Here is a 15,173-nt window from a genome sequence, read left to right as displayed (position 1 = left end):
TAACTAAAATTCAATTACCTTTTAGCTATCAGTAATCGTGCCAACTTTAAAACCCTTTAAAAACAGATACTTGAAAACTAAATAGTCATTTTGACTCAGCTTGTTTTATAGTCACTTCGACTACACGAGGTCAAAATGACTGCAAAATTACTGCTAACCACCCTGCTACCCCTGGTAGCCGACCTGTCACGCGAGCTGCCTGAAAGTGAGCGTTACCGGCGCCTGCTCGAAGCCATGCGCGCCCTGCTCCCTTGCGACGCAGCGGCACTGCTGCGGCTGGACGGCGATTGGCTGGTGCCATTGGCCGTGGACGGACTGAGCCTGGACACCTTGGGGCGTCGCTTCAAAGTCAGTGAACACCCACGCTTTGACGTGCTGCTCAGCAGCCCCGGCCCCACACGATTCCCCAGCAATTGCGACTTGCCCGATCCGTATGACGGGCTGGTTGACGGCTTGGCCGAACACTTGGAAATCCACGACTGTATGGGTTGCCCGCTGTTTATAGATGAGAAGCCCTGGGGATTGCTGACGCTGGACGCGCTAGACCCCAAACGTTTCGAGCCCATTGAGCTGGACGCACTGCAAGCCTTCGCCAGCCTCGCAGCGGCCACCGTCAACGTTGCCCAACGCATTGAGCGACTCGCCTTGCGGGTTGAGGACGAACAACTCAAAGCCGAGCTGTATCGCCAGGCGCACGGTACGCCCAACAAAGAACTGATCGGCCAGAGCAAAGCCCATAAACGCTTGCTCGATGAAATCGCGCTCGTAGGCAGCAGTGACCTGACCGTGTTGATCACCGGTGAAACCGGCGTCGGCAAAGAGTTGGTCGCGCAAGCGATTCACGCCGCCTCACCACGCGCAGACAAACCCATGGTCAGCCTCAACTGCGCGGCATTGCCCGACACTCTGGTCGAAAGCGAACTGTTCGGCCATGTACGCGGCGCCTTTACCGGCGCGATGAATGACCGGCGCGGCAAATTCGAACTGGCAAATGGCGGCACATTGTTCCTTGATGAAGTCGGCGAATTGTCACTCACCGTGCAAGCCAAACTGCTGCGCGTGCTACAGAGCGGCCAATTGCAACGCTTGGGTTCGGATCAGGAACACCGCGTCGACGTGCGCCTAATCGCCGCCACCAACCGTGACCTGGCCGAAGAAGTGCGCAGTGGCCGCTACCGCGCCGACTTTTATCATCGCCTGAGCGTGTACCCGCTCAAAGTGCCCGCCTTGCGTGAACGCGGGCGCGACGTGTTGCTGCTCAGCGGCTTCTTCCTTGAACAAAACCGCTCGCGCATGGGCTTGGGCAGCCTGCGCCTGAGTCCCGACGCCCAAGCCGCACTCGTGCGGTACGACTGGCCAGGTAACGTGCGCGAACTGGAACACCTGATCGGGCGCAGCGCCTTAAAAGCCTTGGGCAATTGCAGCACACGGCCGCGTATTTTGACCCTGACCGCGCAAGACCTGGACTTGCCCTCCCGCGAGGTTATTGAGACGGCCACGGCACCACCCCCCCCACCCCCTGCGGCCGCCGGTGATTTGCGCCAGGCGACCGAAGCCTACCAACGCCAGCTCATCAGCGCCTGCCTTGAACGCCACACACACAACTGGGCCAGCGCGGCACGAGAACTGGGGCTGGATCGGGCCAACCTCGGCCGTATGGCCAAACGGTTGGGGTTGAAATAAGCCTCAAGCACTGACCTGTCGCTGACGAACATCGCGAGGCAGCATGACGCACTGATTGGTTTTACGACAACGGTATCGTAGTGCCCCTCCCCCCGGGCGCTGCCTCGCACCACTCGCCTGTTGCTACGCGACTTCTCTTTGCTTTGTAGGTAAATAGATCGGTCTTGCCAAACATCAGCCAACGAACTACCCACCAAAAGGAATCAGCCGATAGACGCTTAGCCTGAAAAATCTTCTTACTCATTACCCGATAAAAATAAGAAGAGGTTTCAGCCATGAGCAACACTGTCGCTGTCAGTCCCGTGCGCGTTGCTGTGGTTCAGTTCGATCCGCAAGTCGGTATTCATCACCAGCCAAAAAATCTGGAAAACAGCCTGCATCTAGCCCAAGAGGTTGTCACCAACAGGGCAAATTTGATTGTGCTGCCCGAGCTGGCCAACACCGGCTATTTATTTGCCAGCCGTCAGGATGCTTATCTGCATGCCGAGTCCATTCCTGAAGGTCCCAGCACTCAGGCATGGATCGATTTCGCGGCGCACCATCAGGTCTATCTGGTGGCGGGGCTCGCGGAACGGGACGGCATGCAGTTGTTCGATACCGCCGTGCTACTTGGGCCGGACGGTTTTATCGGCAAATACCGCAAAGCTCACTTATGGCATCGGGAAAAACTCTGGTTCACGCCGGGCAATCTTGGTTTTCCTGTGTTTGAAACGCCTATTGGCCGTATCGGCCTGATGATCTGCTGGGACATATGGTTTCCCGAGGTCCCGCGACTGCTGACCCAGCAAGGCGCAGATATCATTTGCAGCCTGAACAACTGGGTATGGACACCACCGCCGCTGTTCGATGAAGCGGGAAGAGGTTCTACAACCGATTGCGGCCAAAATACCGGTCATCGTCGGCTCACGCACCGGGGCGGGTCCCACGGCCTTCAACACCTATGGGTTCAAAGGCGGCGAAATCGACTTGACCGGCAAAGGCCTGCATATGAGCGGCTTTCTGTGCCCGCGCAAAGCCAGACTCTTACTGTGGCTGCTTATTGGGTGTGGCCAACAGTCGAGATTGAAAAATTTTTTGCGCAATCTCTCCGTAGCCGGGTAACACTGTGGCCTGACATGCAGGCCACAACAGAGAGCGAGTGTTCAAGGTCGCGTTGTGATCTGATTGGCCCTACTGGCTAAAGACCCACTAAATCAGGTCGATAACCCTGTATCGCCCGCTGCTGTTGGCTTTTAGCCCGCGCGCATCTCTTTACACAGAAGGTTTTTATGTCATCCCACAACGCCCGCGCAGACTCTCTTTCGCTTCTGCTATTCACTTTGCGCAGCGGCAAGCTGATGGCGATTAACTTGTTGAAAGTCAGCGAAATCATTCCCTGCCCGCCGCTGACCAAAATGCCTGAGTCGCACCCTCACGTAAAAGGCATTGCCGTGCTGCGCGGGGCGTCGCTGTCGGTCATCGACCTGAGCCGTGCCATCGGCGAGCAACCCCTGGAAGACCCCAACGGCGGTTGCCTGATCGTGACCGATGTCAGTCGCTCTAAACAGGGTTTGCACGTGCAGGCAGTAAGCAAGATCATTCACTGCCTGAGCACGGATATTCGCCCGCCACCCTACGGCGCAGGCGGCTCGCGCTCGTTCATCACCGGCGTGACCCGGGTCGATGATGTGCTGGTACAAGTGCTCGATATCGAAAAAGTGATTCACGGCATCGCCCCCTCGAAAATCATCGAGGAGCCGGATGCGGTGACGATGGAAGAAGCTGAGCTGCTGGCCAATGCCCGCATTCTGGTGGTCGATGACAGTCAGGTGGCTTTGCAACAGTCGGTGATTACCCTGCGCAATCTGGGCTTGCAATGCCACACTGCCCGCAGCGCCAAGGAAGCCATCGACCGTCTGCTGGAACTGCAAGGCACCAAAGAGCAAATCAACCTGGTGGTGTCGGACATCGAAATGTCTGAAATGGACGGTTACGCCTTCACCCGCACGCTGCGCGAAACCCCGGATTTCAAGCACCTTTATGTGCTGCTGCACACCTCGCTCAACAGCGCGATGAACAGCGAAAAAGCGCGTCTGTCCGGGGCCAATGCGGTGCTGACCAAGTTCTCGTCGCCTGACCTGACCAAATGTCTGATTGAAGCCGCACGCACGGTTGCCGCGCAGGGTTACTGAGCATGACGCGTGACGTGTGCTTGCTGCTGCGCAAAGACTTGCGCGGGCCACTCCCTCCCGCGCACTGGCCAGCAGGCATCCGCGTGGTGAACCTCAGTGATTCATGCCTGCCCGACGCACACGCCTTGCTTGTCGAAGGCTATGCGCCCGGCCACGGCAGCGTTGAACCTTTGGAGCGGTGGCGAGAGGCGTTGATTCACGATGCCGAATACGATCCGCAACTGTGTTTTTTAGCGATGCAGGACGCCCGTGTGGTGGGCGTCGCCCAAGGCTGGACCAGCGCCTACCTCAAAGACTTGGTCGTGCACCCGCACTATCAAGGTCTAGGCATTGCGAGCGCGTTATTGGCGCATGTGTTCAGCGTGTTCAAGCAGCGGGGCGAAGCCTGCGTCGACCTCAAGGTCATGGCGCACAACCTCAAGGCCTGCTGCCTGTACCGAAAACACGGCATGGCGCTGGTTCAAAGGCTCAGCATTTAAGCGCTTAACGCCGGGTCTGCCAGAACTCCTGCGCCAGCGAGCGCAAGCCAGCGGCCAGATCGGCCACTTCACCCGAGTTGCGGTGGCTGTGTTGTCCGGCATCGACTGTGACTTCGCACGCGCTGCGAATGCCTGCAATGTTGCGATTAATGTCTTCGCTGACCACGCTTTGCTCTTCCACCGCCGAGGCAATTTGCAGGTTCATCTCGTTGATTCTCTTCACTTGCAGGCTGATACCGCTCAACGCACTGCTGGCCAACTGCGCCTGATTGACGCTGGTCTGCGCATATTCGCTGCTGTGCTGCATGACTTCTACCGCCGCGCGCGCTCCCCCCTGCAAGTTATTGATCATCTGCTGGATCTCCTGGGTGGACTGCTGGGTACGTTGCGCCAAACCCCGCACCTCGTCCGCCACCACCGCAAAACCGCGCCCTTGATCACCTGCACGCGCCGCCTCGATTGCTGCATTGAGCGCCAGCAGGTTGGTTTGCTCAGCGATGCTGCGGATCACCTCCAGCACCGATGAAATATCACTGCTGTGGCTCTCAAGGTGATGCACCACCTCAGTGGCACGCGCCAGCTCGCTGGCCAGATACTGCGCCGAGGTGCGGCTTTGCATCACCAGGTCATGGCCTTCGCGGGTTTCATGTTCGACCCGGTCGGCGGCTTGAGAGGCTTGCTGCGCATTGTTGGCCACTTGCGCCACACTGGCCGCCATTTCGTTAATGGCGATCGCCACCTGGTCGGTTTCCAGTTGCTGATGCAGCGTGCTGTCATGGCTGCTTTGCAGGTGTTCAACCAACTCGCCGGCATGCCCGGCCAAACGTTGCGAGGCATCACCGATACGCCCCACCACCGCCCCGACTTGCGCTTCCAGCATGTTCAGCGCGAACGCTATCTGGCCGACGTCATCGCGCCGCCCGGTATAAATCTGCTGACTCAGCGGGTTATCACCCACGTCTTTGGCACGCCGGGCCAAAGCACTCAAAGGCTGGAGCAGCCAGTTAATGGCCGCCGAACTCAGCAGGCTGCCCACCAGCCACACCATCACCGCCGCTTGCAGGTCGATCTGGGGTAACAGCAGCGTGCCCAAGGCCGTCACTGCGCCAAACACCGCACTGACAAACAGCGCCAGCTTGCTCCTCAGCCCGAGGTGTCCCCAGCGCTGCAACACCGATCCGCGCCCGGCACGCATGCGCGCGTAGCAGGCTTCAGCCGCGGCGACCCGCTCGGGGGACGGATGGGTACGCACCGATTGGTACTCCACGATTTCGCCATTGCGCTTGACCGGCGTGACGTAAGCGCTGACCCAATAGTGATCGCCATTTTTACAGCGGTTTTTCACCATGCCCATCCACGAGCGACCTGACTTGAGCGTCTGCCACATGTGACTGAAGGCAGCGGCGGGCATATCAGGATGACGCATCAGGTTATGCGGACTGCCCAACAGCTCACTCAGCGCGTACCCACTGACGTTTATAAAGTCGGGGTTGGCGTAAGTGATGCAACTGTTGAGGTCGGTGGTGGAGAGAATGTTTGCGTCGGGTGCAAAATCAACGGATCGGCCGGTAATCGGTAGATTGATTTTCATGACAGGCGCGCTCGAATTATTAGGTGAGAGTCGGCAGGGCTGTCGACTCTAAGCGCACCTATTAACCAAACACTGATCTAGCGCAGGTGTGCCGAAGTTAATCGGGCACACGATGAAAATGGGGGATAAATGACGTTTTTTCGACGCCAATTATCAGCGCTTACCCATGGTTTTGCGCGTGCCGTGCGGCGGCGCGCCAGGGGTTTTGTCGTGACCGCCCTTGCCGGATTTTTGGTACCACGGCTGGTTGTCTTTTTTGCCTTGGGCAAACGCCGCCGGGTTGAACGGAAAGCTGAACGCAGGAACGGCCGGTTTATCAGCAGCGTTCGCAATGGTTTCAAGCTCGACCTGTTCTGCCGCCAGTGTTTCGGGAGCCGTCGGTTGTTTAGGGGAAGTCATGAAAGCTCCGGAGAATGCGGGGGGTAGGAATAAAGCCGCGCAGTATACCTGCCATCCTCGCCCCGCGTTGCACTCAGAGGTAGGAAATAGTCAGCACACCATTGCGTACACCTTGCTCTTCACTGTAAGCCGGGGTGTTGAGCTTCTGATAGGAGGCGACAAACGGTAACTGGCCTGTGCGGCAAGCATTGTTCGCCATGTTCACTGCCAGCACCACGCGGGGGGCCACTTCAATCAGTTTCGTCTGTTCGCCAAAATCCACGGCGCCCGAGCGGCCATGCTCACACGCGGCCTCCATCACCTTGCCGCGAAATTCAATCGTGCCACCCTTGGCGGCGGTTTCAGACACCGCCTCATTGGAAAGCCCAAACAACACACAAGCTGCCAGCCCCAGTGCAAATACTTTCATCAATTACCCCCCGGTTCAGGGACGCGCCAGCGCCCCACTCTTATAACCAGACCATCGGCCAAGACCCTGTTTTCTTTAGGGTTATAAACCGGTTTTTCACTTAACTGTCAGCGATGTCAGTTTGACGTCACGCTACTGACCGGGTTGACGCGCTATAACCGCTGGCACATTGCAAACACTCTCATTTCACGCACACGGCGTTTACCCGGCATGCGCATTTCAAACAACAAGATCCTGCTGAGCCTGTTGATCATGGCCTTGATCGTGACCGGCAGCTGGCTGCTCACTCGCCCGGCTAAAACCAAACCCACCCACGCGGCAACCATTCCGGTGCGCGTGATCCAGGTGGTGCAACGCGATGTGCCACGCTATGTGAGCGGGATAGGCGCGGTGCTGTCACTGCACAGTGTGATGATCCGCCCGCAAATCGACGGCATCCTCACCCAGTTGCTGGTCAAGGAAGGCCAAAGCGTCAAGGCCGGGGATTTGCTGGCCACACTGGATGATCGCTCGATTCAGGCCAGCCTCGATCAAGCCAACGCACAACTGGGGCAAAATCAGGCGCTGTTGCGGGTGGCGCAGATCGACCTTAAACGCTATCAACTGCTGAGCGTCGACAACGGCATCTCCAAACAAACCCTCGATCAGCAGCAAGCGCTGGTCAATCAGCTCAAAGCCACAGCCCGTGGCAATCAGGCCGCCATCGCGGCGGCCAAGGTGCAGTTGTCGTATACGCACATCCATTCTCCGGTCACCGGGCGCGTGGGGATCCGTGCGGTAGATCCCGGTAATTTCCTGCGGGTCAGCGACGCGCAGGGGCTGTTTTCGGTGACGCAGATCGACCCGATTGCCGTGGAGTTTTCGCTGCCACAACAGCAACTGCCCACCCTCCATGACTTGCTTGAGGCCAAGACACCGGCCTTGGTCAAAGCCTTTATCGGCGACAGCGAGCACAGCAGCGCCCCCTTGGGCGAAGGGCGTTTAAGCCTGATCGACAACCAGGTGTCGGCGACGACCGGCACGATCAAGGTCAAGGCGCAGTTTGATAACCCCCAGCACACGCTGTGGCCCGGCCAACTGGTGAATGTCGAGGTTCAAACCGGGGTTGAGCAGAACGCTTTGGTGGTGCCGCCGAGCGTGGTGCAACGCGGGCTAGATAACTACTTCGTGTACCGCGTTAAAGGCGATGCCGTCGAAAGTGTGCCGGTGCGCATGGTGTATCAAGACACCGAACTGAACATCATCAGCGGCGTCAACGGGGGGGACACGCTGGTCAGTGACGGTCAGTCGCGGCTCAAGCCCGGTTCGCGGATTGAGGTAGTGCATGAACCTGCGCAGACGCCTGACGCGTCGGTGCAACCATGACCGCCAGTCGCTCACTCTCAGCCTGGTGCGTTGATCACCCGGTGGCCACGGTGCTACTGACTTTCGCGCTGGTGTTAGTCGGTTTGATTGCGTTTCCACGCCTGCCCATTGCGCCGCTGCCCGAGGCGGAGTTCCCCACCATTCAAGTCTCGGCCCAGTTACCCGGTGCCAGCCCCGACACCATGGCGTCGTCGGTGGCGACCCCACTGGAGGTGCAGTTCAGCGCCATCCCCGGCGTGACGCAAATGACCTCCAGCAGCGCGCTGGGTTCGACCACCCTGACCCTGCAATTTACCCTCGACAAAAGTATCGACACGGCCGCCCAAGAAGTTCAGGCGGCCATCAATACCGCCTCCGGCAAATTACCCAAAGACATGCCGACGCTGCCCACCTGGAAGAAGGTCAACCCGGCGGACAGCCCGGTGCTGATTCTCAGCATCAGTTCGATGCAGATGCCCGGCACCGAATTGAGTGACTACGTTGAAACCCTGCTGGCGCGGCAAATCAGCCAGATCGACGGCGTAGGGCTGATCAATATCACCGGCCAGCAACGTCCGGCGATCCGCGTTCAGGCGTCTGCCGACAAACTGGCGGCCATTGGCCTGACCCTGGCCGACATCCGGCTGGCGATTCAGCAAACCAGCCTCAACCTGGCCAAGGGTGCGCTGTATGGGCCATCGAGCATTTCCACGCTGTCGACCAACGATCAACTGTTTAACGCCGATGACTATGCCCAACTGATCGTCGCGTACAAAGACGGCGCGCCAGTGCAATTGCGCGACGTGGCGCGGGTGATCAACGGCTCAGAAAACGACTACGTGCAAGCCTGGTCCGGGCATCAGCCCGGTTTGAACCTGGTGATTTCGCGTCAGCCCGGCGCCAACATTGTTGAAACCGTGGACCGCATTCAGGCTGCCCTGCCCGGTTTGCAAGCCATGCTCCCGGCCTCGGTAGAGGTGAAGGTGCTGAGTGACCGCACGCAAACCATCCGCGCCTCGCTGCACGAAGTCGAAGTCACGCTACTGATTGCCGTGTTGCTGGTGATTGCCGTGATGGCGCTGTTCCTGCGCCAATGGTCAGCCACGCTGATCGTCTCGTCAGTATTGGGCGTGTCGTTGATCGCCAGTTTCGCGCTGATGTACGTGCTGGGCTTCAGCCTCAATAATCTGACGCTGGTCGCAATCGTGGTGGCCGTGGGCTTTGTGGTCGACGATGCGATTGTGGTGGTGGAAAACATCCATCGTCACCTCGAAGCGGGCGACAGCATGCGCGAGGCGGCAATCAAGGGTTCCAGCGAAATCAGCTTCACCGTAGTGTCGATCAGCCTGTCGCTGGTGGCGGCGTTTATCCCGCTGTTGTTCATGGGCGGTGTGGTCGGGCGGCTGTTCAAGGAGTTCGCCCTGACCGCGACTTCGACCATTTTGATTTCGGTACTGGTGTCCCTGACCCTCGCACCGACCTTGGCCGCGCTGTTCATGAAAGCCCCGGTGCACCCGGCCGATGCCACACCCGGCTTCGGTGAACGGTTGCTCGCGCTGTATGAAAAAGGCTTAACGCGCGCCCTGGCGCACCAACGGTTAATGCTGGGGGTGTTTGGCGTAACGCTGGCCATGGCCGTGACCGGTTATGTGCTGATCCCCAAAGGGTTCTTCCCGGTGCAAGACACCGGCTTTGTGTTGGGCACCAGCGAGGCTGCCGCCGACGTGTCCTACCCGGACATGGTGAAAAAGCATTTGGCATTGGCCGACATCGTCAGCAACGATCCGGCCGTCAAGGCGTTTTCGCACTCCGTGGGCGTGACCGGCAGCAACCAGACCATCGCCAACGGGCGTTTCTGGATCGCCCTCAAAGACCGCAGTGAGCGCGATGTGTCGGCCAGTGAGTTCATCGACCGTATACGCCCGCAACTGGCCAAAGTGCCCGGCATCGTGCTGTACCTGCGCGCCGGACAAGACATCAACCTGAGCGCCGGCCCCAGCCGCAGCCAGTATCAATACGTGCTCAAGAGCAATGACGGGGCGACCCTCACTGCCTGGACCCAGCGCCTGACGGAAAAACTGCGCACCAACCCGGCCTTTCGCGACCTGTCCAACGACCTGCAACTGGGCGCCAGCATCACCCACATCAGCATCGACCGAAACGCCGCCGCGCGTTTCGGGCTGACCGCCACCGATGTCGATGAAGCGCTCTACGACGCCTTTGGCCAGCGACAGGTGAATGAGTTCCAAACCGAGATCAATCAGTACAACGTCATCCTTGAACTCGACGCGCAACAACGCGCCAAGGCCCAAAGCCTGAACTACTTCTACCTGCGTTCGCCGCAAACCGGCGACATGGTGCCGCTGTCTGCCGTGGCCAAGGTCGATGCACCGATCAGTGGCCCGCTGTCCATCAGCCATGACGGCATGTTCCCAGCCGCTAACCTGTCGTTCAACCTCGCCCCCGGCGTGGCGCTGGGCGATGCGGTGTTGATGCTCAATCAGGCAAAAAATGACATCGGCATGCCCAGCACGATCAGCGGCAACTTTCAGGGGGCGGCCCAGGCCTTTCAAAGCTCGCTGGCCAGTCAGCCGTGGTTGATTCTGGCGGCGCTGGTGGCGGTGTACATCATTCTCGGCGTGCTGTACGAAAGCTTCGTGCACCCGCTGACCATCATCTCAACCTTGCCCTCGGCGGGCGTCGGCGCGTTGCTGATGCTGTGGATCTGCGGGCAAGACTTTTCGATCATGGCGTTAATCGGGTTGGTGCTGCTGATTGGCATCGTGAAGAAAAACGGCATTCTAATGATCGACTTTGCCCTGCATGCTCAACGCACTCGTGGGCTGGCGCCCGAGCACGCCATCTATGAGGCCTGCCTGACGCGTTTTCGGCCGATCATCATGACCACGCTCGCCGCATTGCTCGGCGCGCTGCCGCTGATGCTCGGCTACGGCACCGGCGCCGAGCTGCGTCAGCCTTTGGGCATTGCGGTGGTGGGCGGGCTGCTGGTGAGTCAGGCGCTGACGCTGTTTACCACGCCAGTCATATACTTGTGGCTTGAAAGACTGTTCCACCGGTCCAAACCCGCCAGCGGGCTGGCGACTGATCACTGAGGCGGGTTATGCGCGTTCTGATTATTGAAGACGAAGAAAAAACGGCTGATTACCTGCGCCGAGGCTTGACCGAACAGGGCTACACCGTGGACGTGGCGCGCGACGGTATTGAGGGCCTGCATTTGGCGCTCGAAAGCGATTACGCGGTCATTGTGCTCGACGTCATGCTGCCCGGCCTCGATGGCTTTGGCGTGCTGCGCGCCTTGCGTGCCCGCAAGCAAACCCCGGTGATCATGCTGACCGCCCGTGAACGGGTCGAAGACCGCATTCGCGGGTTGCGCGAAGGGGCTGACGATTACCTGGGCAAGCCGTTTTCGTTTCTGGAACTGGTGGCGCGCTTGCAAGCGTTGACCCGACGCAGTGGCGGCCATGAACCGGTACAGGTCATGGTCGATGACCTGTGGATTGACCTCATCAGCCGCAAGGCCACCCGCGCCGGGGGCCGTCTGGACCTGACTGCCAAAGAGTTTTCATTGCTCAGCGTACTGGCGCGGCGCCAAGGTGAAATCCTGTCCAAAACCGCCATCGCCGAACTGGTCTGGGACATCAATTTCGACAGCGACGCCAACGTCGTCGAAGTCGCGATCAAACGCTTGCGCGCCAAGCTCGACGGGCCGTTCGAACACAAGTTGCTGCACACCATTCGCGGCATGGGCTACGTGCTGGAGCGGCGCAGTGTCTAAGCCCGCGCTGCGTTTGAACGCCATCGCCCTGCGCCTGAGCCTGCTGTTCACGCTCGTGGCCTTGCTGGTGTTCGTGTTGATTGGCGGCGCGCTGTACCAGCAAGTCGACAAAAGCATCGCCAGGCTCCCCGAAGCTGAACTGGAGGCGCGCTACAGCGTGCTGGAGTCGTCGATCAACCGTTTCGGCAACCCGGACCATTGGGCCAAGATCAGCGCCAAACTCAAACTGTTGACTGAAGAAGACAAGCGCATCCGGTTTTGGGTCATCAGCCCGCACCCTGACTATGAGTTCGGGGATGCCGATGCAAGCGTTCGCACCTTCGCCCAAGGCCCGGAAGGTATTCGTGACCTGACGCTACCCGGCATGTCGTCCCCGCTCAAAGTGCTGACCAGCGACGTGCCGGCCAAAGACCAACGCCCCGCGCTGCGCTTTTTGATTGCCATCGACACCGAGACGTTCCACCAAACCCAACACCACTTGTTGATTGCGCTGATCAGCCTGGCAATCATCGGGGTCGTGCTGGCCTCGCTTTTGGGCTATTGGGTAGCGCGTGTGGGTCTCAAGCCCTTGATCACACTCAGTGAAGAAGCACAAAAACTGGCCTCTCCACGCTTGTCCGGGCGTTTACGGGTGTCCCCCCTGCCACCTGAGCTGGATCAGTTGGTCAGTGCATTCAACGCCACACTGGATCGCGTCGAACAGGCTTACACGCGGCTGGAGTCATTCAATGCCGATGTGGCCCACGAGCTGCGCTCGCCGCTGACCAATCTGATTGGCCAGACCCAAGTCGCACTGACCCGTGGGCGCTCGGCCGAGCATTACTTTGAAGTGCTGCAATCGAACCTCGAAGAACTGGAACGCTTGCGCAGCATCATCAACGACATGCTGTTTTTGGCCAGTGCCGATCAAGGCAGCAAAGCCTGTGCGTTAACCCGTGCCTCGCTGGCGGACGAAGTGGCCACGACCCTGGATTACCTGGACTTCATCCTTGAAGATGCGCGCGTGCAGGTACAGGTCAGCGGCGATGCCCAGGCCAGCATTGAAACACCGCACCTGCGCCGGGCGCTCATCAACTTGCTGAACAATGCCGTGCAACACACCGGGCCCGGCCAGCAGATTGACGTACACATCACTCAAGGCCCTGAGCGGATCAGCATCAGCATCAGCAACCCCGGCGCTCCGATAGCCGATGAACACCTGCCCCGCCTGTTTGAACGTTTTTATCGCGTGGATGCCGCGCGCTACAACAGCGGGAGCAATCACGGGCTGGGATTGGCCATCGTCAAAGCAATCGCGCACATGCATGGCGGAGATGTGTTTGCCTACAGTCGCGACGGAATAAATACCTTCGGCCTGCACCTTCCGCCCCATACCGCGTAGGAGAGGTAATCGCGTTGTTACTCAAAACGCAAAAGTCCTTATCCAGCGCAGGGCTTTTTCAGGGGGCGGGTTGTCTATATTTTGATCGCACCACACAGAACTTGCTCAGCAAGAAGGTCTTTGAAATGTCCAGCAGTATGGGTATGGCCAGCGTTTTCGCTTTGTCGTCATTGTTGTTGTCGCCCTTGGCCATGGCGGAAGAATCGCCCGCGTTCGTCGCGCAAAATGCAGCCCGCGCAGCCGCCTATGAGCAGCACCAACAGGAACTGACGGCCAACCACCAAAACGAGGCCAAGCCTCAGTCATCACAGGTCAAAACCAGCGCTAGCGTTGATACCAAAGACAGCTGATTGCCCACCTGAAGTCTTCCCGACCCAGTCAGTCACGGCCTTTATATGTGACTGATTGTTTCAAAAGCCGCTACTATAGCGGCTTTTTTTTGTTTTAAAAAAAGCCGCCACAGCGTTTGGCGTCTTTGAATACGCATTCAAATGCCTACAGACAATAAAAACTGCCACCCCAAAAAAGGAGCCATTTACCGGTGAAGAACACACTCAAGCTCAGCCCGCTATTCCTCGCGCTGGCCGCAACGATCCCGACATTCGCTCACGCTGACGATGACACCGCCAAGGAAGGTTTTATCGAAGGCTCCAGCCTCAAGCTGCACCTGCGCAATTACTACATGAATCACGACATTCGCAGCCCGAAAGGCGATGACAGCAAAGAGTGGGGCCAGGGGTTTATTGGCACGTTTGAGTCGGGGTTCACCCAAGGGGTCGTAGGCTTTGGTGTGGATGCCTACGGCATGCTCGGCCTCAAACTTGATGGCGGTGGCGGCACCGACGGCAGCAGCATCCTGCCGGTCAGCGATGGCAACGGCAAGGCGCCGACCGAGTTTTCGTCTGCGGGCGCAGCGCTGAAAATGCGCGCGTTTGATACCGAGCTTAAAGCCGGTGACATGTTCCTCTCCAACCCGGTCATTGCCGGCGGCGAGACGCGTATGCTGCCGCAGGCTTTTCGCGGCGTCACGCTGACCAATCACAGCCTGGAAGGCTGGATGTTCGAAGGTGGGCAGGTCAGTTTCGAAAAACCGTACAACCAAAGCGGCATGCGCCGCATGACCACCATGTACGGCGACCTCAAAGGCCAGAGCAGCCAACACATCAACTGGGCCGGGGCCTCGTGGAGCGGCGTACCGGCGCTGACCAGCAACCTCTATGCCGCCGAGCTCAAGGACATCTGGAATCAGTACTACTACGATCTGGATTACACCTACGCCCTGAACGAAAGTGTCAGCCTCAACCCCGGCCTGCACTTCTACCACACTCAGGACACGGGCAAAGCGCTGCTCGGCGATATCGACAACAACACGTTCAGCCTGCACTTTGCCGTGGCCGTCGCCGGGCACACGGTCACTGCCGTGTACCAGCGGGTAAACGGCAACACGCCGTTTGACTACATCTATCAGGGCGACAGCGTGTACCTGGACAACTCCCAGCAGTACTCGGACTTTAACGGCCCGAACGAGCGCTCCTGGAAACTGCAATACGAATATGACTTTGCCGGGCTGGGTCTGGCGGGCCTGACGTCGACGGTGTCGTACTCGCGTGGTGAGTTGGACCTGACCAAGGTTGACCCCAACAGCGTCGGCTACAGCAACTGGTACAACGCCGACGGCAAGCATGCCAAACATTGGGAACGCGACCTGACCGTCAAATACGTGCTGCAAGAAGGCCCGGCGAAAAACCTCGGCGTCGCTCTGCGCTGGTCAGCCAACCGCGGTAACGATGCGTATCAGGCGGTGGACAACAATGTGGATGAGTACCGCGTGATCATCGATTACCCGCTGGATGTGTTTTAAGCCGTGAGCCAAGCCGACAAGTAGCGATCCAGATTCAGGACTGTACCCAGCCACAGCGG

At 58.9% G+C, this 15,173-nt stretch carries 13 protein-coding genes and 1 pseudogene; 10 read left to right on the top strand and 4 right to left on the bottom strand.

The genetic code is table 11. From position 1 onward, the window contains the following. Positions 1-135: 135 nt before the first annotated feature. From norR to TU86_RS01700, 4 genes are all read left to right on the top strand, one after another. Positions 136-1,683 carry a nitric oxide reductase transcriptional regulator NorR gene (gene norR, locus TU86_RS01715; RefSeq protein WP_048362576.1) on the top strand — a complete coding sequence of 516 codons (1,548 nt, stop codon included), beginning with the start codon at positions 136-138 and terminating at the stop codon, positions 1,681-1,683. Between the two features lie 275 nt (positions 1,684-1,958). After that, positions 1,959-2,864, top strand: coding sequence for a nitrilase-related carbon-nitrogen hydrolase (locus TU86_RS23220; protein WP_239658761.1), 906 nt, complete (start codon positions 1,959-1,961; stop codon positions 2,862-2,864). A gap of 87 nt (positions 2,865-2,951) precedes the next feature. Beyond that, entirely contained in the window at positions 2,952-3,854 is a 903-nt protein-coding gene (locus tag TU86_RS01705; RefSeq protein ID WP_048362575.1) for a chemotaxis protein CheV, read from the top strand. Positions 3,855-3,856: 2 nt separating this feature from the next. Then, positions 3,857-4,333, top strand: a complete 477-nt coding sequence (locus TU86_RS01700; protein ID WP_048362574.1) for a GNAT family N-acetyltransferase — start codon at positions 3,857-3,859, stop codon at positions 4,331-4,333. A gap of 4 nt (positions 4,334-4,337) precedes the next feature. On the opposite strand, the gene TU86_RS01695 is transcribed toward TU86_RS01700, so the two are convergent. The 4 genes and pseudogenes from TU86_RS01695 to TU86_RS01685 all read right to left on the bottom strand — a co-directional run bounded on the left by TU86_RS01695 (position 4,338) and on the right by TU86_RS01685 (position 6,732). Then, positions 4,338-5,381 carry a methyl-accepting chemotaxis protein gene (locus TU86_RS01695; protein ID WP_420876361.1) on the bottom strand — a complete coding sequence of 348 codons (1,044 nt, stop codon included), beginning with the start codon at positions 5,379-5,381 and terminating at the stop codon, positions 4,338-4,340. A gap of 261 nt (positions 5,382-5,642) precedes the next feature. Then, positions 5,643-5,924: pseudogene (locus TU86_RS23595) on the bottom strand (PAS domain-containing protein); the annotation flags it as partial. A gap of 153 nt (positions 5,925-6,077) precedes the next feature. Next, entirely contained in the window at positions 6,078-6,323 is a 246-nt protein-coding gene (locus TU86_RS01690; RefSeq protein WP_048362572.1) for a hypothetical protein, read from the bottom strand. Between the two features lie 73 nt (positions 6,324-6,396). Beyond that, positions 6,397-6,732: a hypothetical protein gene (locus tag TU86_RS01685; RefSeq protein WP_048362571.1), complete on the bottom strand. Its 336-nt coding sequence runs from the start codon at positions 6,730-6,732 to the stop codon at positions 6,397-6,399. Between the two features lie 210 nt (positions 6,733-6,942). Here TU86_RS01685 and TU86_RS01680 point away from each other — a divergent pair, with 210 nt between their 5' ends. The 6 genes from TU86_RS01680 to TU86_RS01655 all read left to right on the top strand — a co-directional run bounded on the left by TU86_RS01680 (position 6,943) and on the right by TU86_RS01655 (position 15,114). After that, positions 6,943-8,097, top strand: a complete 1,155-nt coding sequence (locus TU86_RS01680; RefSeq protein WP_048362570.1) for an efflux RND transporter periplasmic adaptor subunit — start codon at positions 6,943-6,945, stop codon at positions 8,095-8,097. Further along, a complete protein-coding gene (locus TU86_RS01675; RefSeq protein WP_048362569.1) occupies positions 8,094-11,189 on the top strand; it encodes a multidrug efflux RND transporter permease subunit in 3,096 nt (1,031 codons plus the stop codon). Before TU86_RS01680 ends, TU86_RS01675 begins: the two co-directional genes overlap by 4 nt. A gap of 8 nt (positions 11,190-11,197) precedes the next feature. Next, a complete protein-coding gene (locus TU86_RS01670; RefSeq protein ID WP_048362568.1) occupies positions 11,198-11,872 on the top strand; it encodes a heavy metal response regulator transcription factor in 675 nt (224 codons plus the stop codon). Then, positions 11,865-13,253, top strand: coding sequence for a heavy metal sensor histidine kinase (locus TU86_RS01665; protein ID WP_420876358.1), 1,389 nt, complete (start codon positions 11,865-11,867; stop codon positions 13,251-13,253). The genes TU86_RS01670 and TU86_RS01665 overlap by 8 nt, the downstream gene beginning before the upstream one ends. Positions 13,254-13,378: 125 nt before the next feature. Next, positions 13,379-13,603: a hypothetical protein gene (locus TU86_RS01660; RefSeq protein WP_048363016.1), complete on the top strand. Its 225-nt coding sequence runs from the start codon at positions 13,379-13,381 to the stop codon at positions 13,601-13,603. A gap of 191 nt (positions 13,604-13,794) precedes the next feature. Continuing rightward, complete coding sequence (locus TU86_RS01655) at positions 13,795-15,114, top strand: OprD family porin (RefSeq protein ID WP_048362567.1); 1,320 nt, start codon at positions 13,795-13,797, stop codon at positions 15,112-15,114. Positions 15,115-15,173 lie beyond the last annotated feature (59 nt).

This window comes from Pseudomonas weihenstephanensis (assembly GCF_001043055.1).
GTDB lineage: Bacteria > Pseudomonadota > Gammaproteobacteria > Pseudomonadales > Pseudomonadaceae > Aquipseudomonas > Aquipseudomonas weihenstephanensis.
Note: the sequence above shows the minus strand (reverse complement) of the source record. Positions and strands in the feature narration are given on the sequence as shown.